The organism is Enterococcus sp. AZ167 (assembly GCF_051714025.1).
GTDB lineage: Bacteria > Bacillota > Bacilli > Lactobacillales > Enterococcaceae > Enterococcus_D > Enterococcus_D casseliflavus.
Map to the genome: position 1 here is coordinate 1 of NZ_JBIORB010000006.1, position 6,708 is coordinate 6,708.

10 protein-coding genes are annotated in these 6,708 nt (G+C 36.3%); 4 read left to right on the forward strand and 6 right to left on the reverse strand.

The window, feature by feature from the left end; translation table 11 throughout:
• The first annotated feature begins 124 nt into the window (after window positions 1-124).
• The 3 genes from IGJ05_RS16015 to IGJ05_RS16025 all read left to right on the forward strand — a co-directional run bounded on the left by IGJ05_RS16015 (window position 125) and on the right by IGJ05_RS16025 (window position 1,945).
• On the forward strand, window positions 125-748 hold the full coding sequence (locus IGJ05_RS16015; RefSeq protein ID WP_005231069.1) for a hypothetical protein: 624 nt from the start codon (window positions 125-127) through the stop codon (window positions 746-748).
• A 435-nt stretch (window positions 749-1,183) separates the two neighbouring features.
• Entirely contained in the window at window positions 1,184-1,666 is a 483-nt protein-coding gene (locus IGJ05_RS16020; RefSeq protein WP_003127885.1) for a hypothetical protein, read from the forward strand.
• A gap of 21 nt (window positions 1,667-1,687) precedes the next feature.
• Entirely contained in the window at window positions 1,688-1,945 is a 258-nt protein-coding gene (locus tag IGJ05_RS16025; protein ID WP_003127886.1) for a hypothetical protein, read from the forward strand.
• 117 nt (window positions 1,946-2,062) lie between these two features.
• On the opposite strand, the gene IGJ05_RS16030 is transcribed toward IGJ05_RS16025, so the two are convergent.
• Together IGJ05_RS16030 and IGJ05_RS16035 are read right to left on the reverse strand one after the other, a co-directional pair.
• Entirely contained in the window at window positions 2,063-2,401 is a 339-nt protein-coding gene (locus IGJ05_RS16030; protein ID WP_005231072.1) for a hypothetical protein, read from the reverse strand.
• 26 nt (window positions 2,402-2,427) lie between these two features.
• On the reverse strand, window positions 2,428-2,997 hold the full coding sequence (locus IGJ05_RS16035) for an HTH domain-containing protein (protein ID WP_003127888.1): 570 nt from the start codon (window positions 2,995-2,997) through the stop codon (window positions 2,428-2,430).
• A 255-nt stretch (window positions 2,998-3,252) separates the two neighbouring features.
• Here IGJ05_RS16035 and IGJ05_RS16040 point away from each other — a divergent pair, with 255 nt between their 5' ends.
• Complete coding sequence (locus tag IGJ05_RS16040) at window positions 3,253-3,339, forward strand: type I toxin-antitoxin system Fst family toxin (RefSeq protein ID WP_114148919.1); 87 nt, start codon at window positions 3,253-3,255, stop codon at window positions 3,337-3,339.
• 179 nt (window positions 3,340-3,518) lie between these two features.
• Here IGJ05_RS16040 and IGJ05_RS16045 read toward each other — a convergent pair whose 3' ends face one another.
• The 4 genes from IGJ05_RS16045 to IGJ05_RS16060 all read right to left on the reverse strand — a co-directional run bounded on the left by IGJ05_RS16045 (window position 3,519) and on the right by IGJ05_RS16060 (window position 5,975).
• Entirely contained in the window at window positions 3,519-3,791 is a 273-nt protein-coding gene (locus tag IGJ05_RS16045; RefSeq protein ID WP_003127889.1) for a hypothetical protein, read from the reverse strand.
• 303 nt (window positions 3,792-4,094) lie between these two features.
• Window positions 4,095-4,535, reverse strand: a complete 441-nt coding sequence (locus IGJ05_RS16050) for a hypothetical protein (protein WP_010750023.1) — start codon at window positions 4,533-4,535, stop codon at window positions 4,095-4,097.
• Window positions 4,536-4,580: 45 nt separating this feature from the next.
• Window positions 4,581-4,946 carry a hypothetical protein gene (locus IGJ05_RS16055; protein WP_005231066.1) on the reverse strand — a complete coding sequence of 122 codons (366 nt, stop codon included), beginning with the start codon at window positions 4,944-4,946 and terminating at the stop codon, window positions 4,581-4,583.
• A gap of 294 nt (window positions 4,947-5,240) precedes the next feature.
• Window positions 5,241-5,975, reverse strand: a complete 735-nt coding sequence (locus IGJ05_RS16060; protein WP_003127890.1) for a replication initiation protein — start codon at window positions 5,973-5,975, stop codon at window positions 5,241-5,243.
• Between the last annotated feature and the right edge of the window lie 733 nt (window positions 5,976-6,708).

Below are 6,708 nucleotides of genomic sequence, written 5' to 3' on the forward strand. Positions count from 1 at the left end.
TAAACGAATAAGTTACAAATACAACCCTATGTAAACTATGCGTTTCTTATGTTTTAAGCGGGAATTATGGATAATATACTAGAAATTCGCGTTAAAAAATCAAATTAAATGGAGGCTATATGTTATGAAAAAAGTTATTTTAGTGGGATTAATGTTTGTTGTTTTTTTTGGGTGGAAGGATATTGTATCAGCTGATAGTGTTACCGAAGAAAATGCAGTTATCAGTGAAGTAAAAGAACTTGAACAAAGCGGTAAATACGATTTCGAAGTAGTACCCGCAGAAGATATTGATCCGCAAAATATTATTCAATTAGACAGTGTAGAAGAATTAGAAAAAATTCTAGCAGAGTTTAAAAATAGCAGTGAAACAGAATTTACAATTAATGAGAACCCTATACAAACCAGAGCTGCTGGAAGTAAAACAGTCTCTCAATGGGCTCCGTTTAGTGGCTATGGAATGACTGGACTTCCTACTTGGAGAAATGTATCCTTCAATTATGAATACAAAAAAGTAAATGGTAAAAATCAATTTACTAAGGTTTCAGGAATTAAATCTTACTATTCAGGCTTACAAATTGCTGTTACTTGGAATCAAACCAGTGCATCTTCAAATTTTGTAAAAACAAATAACACTAAAGACACAGTAAAAATAAAAGTAAACGGTTATTCATTATTAGGATTTCAAGTAAAAGGATTTACGATTGGCGCAAAAATCAATGATACTTGGAATTTCTCACATAAAATTTAAATCTATTATTTTAGGGGAAGATCATCATGAAAAAAAGGTTAAATATTAAATGGTTTATTATTAGTCTTATAATTCCTCTGATAAGCGCTTTTGTGTTAAATCCTAGGGAGAATACCTCAGATGGCATGACGAGTTACTTAATGGGCTTTCCAGTTCCATTTATTACGTATCGAAGTTACGATGGTTTTCTAGAGAATAGATTCTTAATTTTGTTACCTAGCATGTGGAAGAAAGTACAAATTGATTTAGCGGTTTATTTCATATCTGTTCTGATCGTATACGTCATAATTGCACTTTTTTTCCGAGTGATAAGAATGCAACAAACTAACTTAAAACAACGCTAACTTCGTTGCTACGGAGTAAACAGATGTGTTATATACAAGATTTGATAAAAACTATACATTGAGACTACCAAAGGAATAGGAGAATTTATTTATGAAAAAAATTATTAGAGCAGTTCTTGTAGGATTGACCTTAACAGCTTTTATGGTTATTGCATTTGGAGTAAATGTTCAAGCTGAGGAACAGGTTATTGTAGAATCGAATTCAGCAATATTTGAATCTGACAGTATAATCAATAACAATGATATTTTCCAAACACAAGCTCAAGCTAAGGCTGGTCCAGTTTGGTCTACGACTTCTTTTACGGTGACAAAAAGTGGAAGAAAGGTTACAGCTGTTTGGAAATTGAAAACAAATGCTATAATTAACCGAGTGAACGCTGTTTATAATATTGGAATTTTGGGACAAACGACTTCTCCGGGAAGCTATTCCCCAAAATCTGGTGGTGTGACTATTTCTCAAACTTGGACGTATAAAAAAGGAGGAACTTATAGAATAAATGGGGTTGCTCAAATTTATACTTCAAAGGGAAATGCAAGTTGTTTTTCTCCTGTACGTGTGGTTTCAATTAATTAATATTTTTGGAGGATATGAAAATTGTACGCGATTGAATTAGCTATTACCTTAAACAAAAACAGTGAAAACTACTCTGAAAAATTTGATATTGTGGCGCTACCATTTATTCCAAGAAAAGGGGAAAAAATCCTATGGAATGGGCAATTGTATAAGATTTCAGACGTTATGTATGGTTTTGAAACAAGTGAAGAAGAGTACGGATTCATAGTTAGTCCTGAAATACAAACGTCAATTGCTTCGGATCTTTCATATAAAGTTTGGCTAGAAGAAGTTATTTAAACCCTTAGTTAACATAATCTCGATTAACACAAGACGCCCGTCAATCAAGCGATTGACGGGCGTTCTTTGTGATTTTCAATTGGTCTAGCTATGTTGGGAACCTAAAATACTGGTAAATCAAGCTTCTTCTCTTTGGGTCGTTTGTGAAGAAACCGGGGGGGCGAGTAAAGACAGTGTTATGTTCCACGCTGGATTCTTCGCAAGATAAGCAAAATGTTGCTTTTCTAACAAGCGTAAAATGCAGCGGACTTGTTCCGCTGTTTTGTCGGACGCAATGGCTAGGCACTCCACAAAGTCAGCGGGCAAGGAGAAAACGGAACGATTCGCTGTTTGCCACCCCGTGACGATCGTGGGATCGAATTCATACCGTCGACAAAAATCACCCACTGATAAACCAAGGTGCCCCACGATATACGCAGTCACAGGATAGCTGTCAACATAAGCTGAAAACGACATACACCATTCATCCTTTCAACGCTATCTTAGGGTTCACGGAAAAAGTGCCACCACTTCTTCTGTCTTTCTTGTTTCGGTCGCACGACTTCATTTTCAGGAGCAAAGTTTCCTTTATGTTCTGAGGGGCTCTCATAACCGCTCTGAGGCGTTTTAATTTTTTTAGTATTATTATTCGATTCTTTGTTTAAATCGTCTGAGAAGCGTTCCTGTGACGTCAGAAGCAGTATTTGTTTGTTTGCTTGCAAAGTTAGTTGTTGTTGCTGATCAAGAAGTTTCTGTTGTTGGGCTAATAATGACTGCAGCTGATCAATTTGTACGTCCTTTTGTTGCAATTGTGCAAGCAACTTCGTTTCTATACTGTCAGAGCTTGCTGTGTCAGGAATTTCGAACGCTTCAAGCAACTCGGGACGTCCTAGCTTGTCAGCAAGGTGCAACACTCCCGACCATAGCACTGTCTTGTATCCTAGGCTATTTTTGGCAAGGAACGTTGGCTCTAGGTTGTCAACATGTTTCCTCATGGCTTGTCTACTGATACCAAAAAATTCTGCAAGTTCTTTTACTGTCAACATTTCTTTTGGTTGTCTATCCGTTGTCAAAAGGTTGTCACCTCAGTTGCTTTTTTCTTTTAGTATACATGAATTTGATTTGATTATCGATTTCTTTTAAGGCGTCTTAAAAGTGGTCATGTAAAGTCCTAACACCTTAAATTAAACGTGGGACAAACTTTTTATTACGAGGGGGTCGCATATAGGATCTGAGTGCTATATTAAAATATGCAAGGATCAAAATAGTCTATAGGGGCGGGTATGCTATACTCATTTATGGCAACTGCCCCGAGAGGGGGTGTAAATATGTTTGAGACCTTGATATCACTGATTATCGCACCACTTCTTGTGGGAATAGTATTAATACTATTTGATCGCTGGCTAGACGATTAGCCGATAATCGAAGCAGTTGCCTTCTGGCACCAACGCTGAGTCGCAACAGCGCAAAAAAAAGCCCTCCTATTCGCAGTAGGAGGGCTTTTTGGTGTAAATATGCTTTGTTCTTGATATCACTTCGCACGTTTATTATAGCAAGGAAGGATTAAAAAATCAAAATCAAGAATCTTAAGTAACTAAATACCATCGGCTTCAAAGGCTCGATACAAGAGCGCATTATTCGTGTCAATGTATTGTTGTAAAATGTGTTTGAAGTCCTCCAAACTATCTTTAAGCATATCGACTTCTCTATTTTGAGATAAAAAATTTTTCATATCATCTTCAATAATCATGTTAATTAATTGATTCCTTGAGATTTTTTTCCCTGACCGTTCGGACAATTCTTTTGCTCTTCTAGTAAGATACGTTAATGTTTCATCATGCTCGAATCGAACAACAATTTCTTTCATAGTTTCCTCCTTCAGTAAGTTCTTAATCGGAACTTAGATCATTGATTATAGATTGCAAGTCCGATAGAATAGCTCGAAATAAAGAAGAGCATAAGGTAGATACCCCCACCTTCTAGTTAGAAGGAGGAAAATAGGCTGTGCCTATTGGGTTTTAAGAGATTTCAAAGTGATATCATTACCTCGTTTTTAGTATTCTCACATGAATACTAATACGACTACTCAGGTAGTCATTTTAGCTATTTTGACTACTTCATGACTACTTTCAACATTACTTTTTCCTTTAGAAAAAATACCCGAACACTATTAGTTTTTTGGAAGGTATTGAGCAACAATTTCGTTGAAACTGAGTCCTTTTTTTGTATCTTCTTGTACGATATTGTTGTCTTTTGTTTCTTGATTAGTCTGAATTTTTTTCTTATTCTTGAACCGATAATTTTCATTTCGCACAGTTTTTTTGCTCATTGATACTGCCTCTTGGTATACGTTGGAAGAAAATAAATCTTGTATTTTGGTGTGATCTTGTTCCAATTTTGCGTTTGTCATTACGGTCAAAACAGACAATGAATCTAATATTTTTTTTTCAAATAATTCTTCTTTTCGTATGCGATTAAGCAAATCGATTATGATAAATCGCATCAGCGCACTATCATTTATTGTCTCTTCGACAGGTAAATAGGTTTTCAATTCTTCCAAAGCGTCCCTATGTTCAATGTCGATATATACTTGTAATTTTTCCTTTGTCAAAGAAATTCCTTCTTTCCTCACGTTGTTTTTCTACTCTTTCATTCGTCAGATAAAGTCTTCAGCTTTCACTTTATCCATCGATTGGTAAATATCGTAATAAGAGTTATCTGGCTTCACACTAGATTCGGTCAATAATTTATGAGCCACTTCTTCAGGTGAAGAAGGCTCTTTGATTTTCGATTCCAACGTTGGCACTTGATAGTTTGACGTAGTTGCCTTTTGTGACGTTGGTTTTCTTGTAGTCGATTCTGGAACGTTTTGTTTCCTTGGTGTCGCAATTGATTGATCAAGCCCTCGACTTGGTGTTTGTGGCATTGTTTTGTTGCCAGTGTTAGCAGCCGATTGGCTATTTTTTTGTACGATACCACTTGTAGAAGTGCCGTAAATCGTTTTAGGTGTCGAGCGTTTCACAGCTTGATCATTGGTTCTTTGACTGCTGGTAGAAGAATTTCCTCCAGATACAGTCGGATTGCTTAGTCGTTGCGATTGATCAGCAGCCTTACCTTTTTCTACCGCTGTTTGGATCGTTGGGCTTTTACTTGGCGTTGTAAGAGGTGGAATCGTTGCTTTTTGTCATGATATGACCTCCAAAAAAATAATTTATTTTAGAAGTCCGCACGCATATGTTAGAATAAACTAACAATCTTCGAGGGTTGCGTACGGACTTGCCTAACTTGCTTAAATGTGAGAGGGCAAGTTCTTTTTTTATTTTGTCCAGTCATGCATTGGAATCTTTGGTGTATCAGTCTTTAGACCTGAAAACGTAAACTCCAGTTTGGCAATTTTATTGCCTTTTTTTGCTTTGATTTTTGCGACCTTTAGGTCACTGAAATAGTTTTGTAATTCCCTTAGTGCAGGCTGTAAAACTTTTTGATCGATTTGTCCCATTTGGCGATAGCTCTCAGGAATATCCATTCGTTCTTTAAAATCTTCAATTCTCACAATATAATAACCAGTAGAGCGATATTGCATAAGCAATCGGAATAATGTTTTTGCATAGGTAGAGCGAATCGAAGTGAAAGCAGATAATTTAAACCTAGAAACCTCAGTAGTTAAACCATTGATAATGTAGTCCAGTTTTGGATTAACACTCACATCGACAAACATTTTAGAGACATTAATTTCAAACCCTGTAAACAATACGAAACGTTTGATAACTCGGTCGCCATCTTCATTGATCTCATCCGTACGGTAAGACATACTTATCATTTTTTGATAGACATTCTCCAAATCATGAACGAATCTATCATTACCAGTAAACTTATATTCACTCAATTCTTTCAACTCTTCAAAAGAAAAGCGCACATTGTCTAGTCCACGCTCTTTCATACGAGCACATAATGCAAAGAACAAATCCATTTCTTTAGCGTTAAATTCTTTTAAAGGCACAAGGTTCAATTCATTTTGATATCTAACTGCTAAATCCGTTTTCTTGTCCATTCCTTTCCCCCCTCACATTAAAAATATAACAAACACTAACCTAAATGTAAACAGGTAGTGTTAGTAGTCATACAAAATGGTGTTGGTAGTCATACAAAATGGTGTTGGTAGTCATACAAAATGGTGTTGGTAGTCATACAAAATGGTGTTAGTACCATTCTGTATCGCCTGGGAGAGTAAGGCGCAACAGCCCCCTAAAAGGGTTTATAAAAGGTCTTATAAAAGATATATAAAATAAACGCGTGCGCGCGCGAGTTTTTCCACAGGTAATTTTTCCCGCCCAAATACATCATTTCTCTTTCAAGTAATCATCTTCGCGAATCTAATAAACAGCTAGTAAAGATTAAACCCTAAACACTGCATATTTTTGTGGCACATACTATTCAAAAAGACTAGAACCACAACCAAAAGACCTAATTTCAAGACCCCAAAGGAGTGATCGCTACGCTCTCACATTAGGCTTGCAGTGTTCACTACGTTCACTCGCTAAAATCAAAACATTAAATAAAGTCGGGTTGGGATAGGGTCTGGTTGCTCGTAAAAGCCTTTCTAAGACGTTTTTAGATCTTAAAGGTAATTATATTAGCAAAACGCCTTACAGGCGGTCAGGGCAAGCCCTAACAACCCCAAAACAACACGGTTGAGAACTTTGCAAAACAATTTAAATGCAAGAAGTAGGAAAATACATAAAAATAGGATCAAATTTCCAAATAATTAGCCTTATTAGGTCTTG